Genomic DNA, 674 nt, shown 5'->3' on the forward strand with positions numbered 1-674 from the left:
GGTTCTGTTGCAAAGTTTTAAATCTACTATCAAATAAGGTAGAATAATAGAAAAAGATAGCAGGAGGAATGACGATGAATCATTTTAAAGGAAAGCAATTTCAGCAGGATGTGATTATTGTAGCCGTGGGCTACTATCTTCGTTATAACCTTAGCTATCGTGAAGTTCAAGAAATCTTATATGATCGTGGCATTAACGTTTCTCATACGACGATTTATCGTTGGGTGCAAGAATATGGCAAACGACTCTATCAAATTTGGAAAAAGAAAAATAAAAAATCCTTTTATTCATGGAAAATGGCATTATTTGTATCGAGCCATCGATGCAGATGGTTTAACCTTGGATATTTGGTTACGTAAAAAACGGGACACACAAGCAGCCTATGCTTTTCTTAAGCGGTTAGTGAAGCAGTTTGATGAACCGAAGGTTGTAGTCACAGATAAAGCCCCCTCTATTACAAGTGCCTTTAAGAGACTAAAAGAATACGGCTTTTATCAAGGGACAGAACATCGTACCATTAAATACCTGAATAATTTGATTGAACAAGACCATCGTCCAGTAAAGAGACGCAATAAATTCTATCGAAGTTTACGCACTGCCTCACCCACGATTAAAGGCATGGAAGCCATCCGAGGATTATATAAGAAAACCCGAAAAGAAGGCACTCTCTTCGG

1 pseudogene is annotated in these 674 nt (G+C 37.7%); it reads left to right on the forward strand.

The features are described 5' to 3' along the window. Positions 1-74: 74 nt before the first annotated feature. Positions 75-674 (forward strand): annotated as a pseudogene (locus tag HMPREF2685_RS00045) (IS6 family transposase); the annotation flags it as partial.

Origin of the sequence: Streptococcus sp. HMSC074F05 (genome assembly GCF_001808725.1) — a bacterium.
In the GTDB taxonomy this organism is placed as follows: domain Bacteria; phylum Bacillota; class Bacilli; order Lactobacillales; family Streptococcaceae; genus Streptococcus; species Streptococcus parasanguinis_I.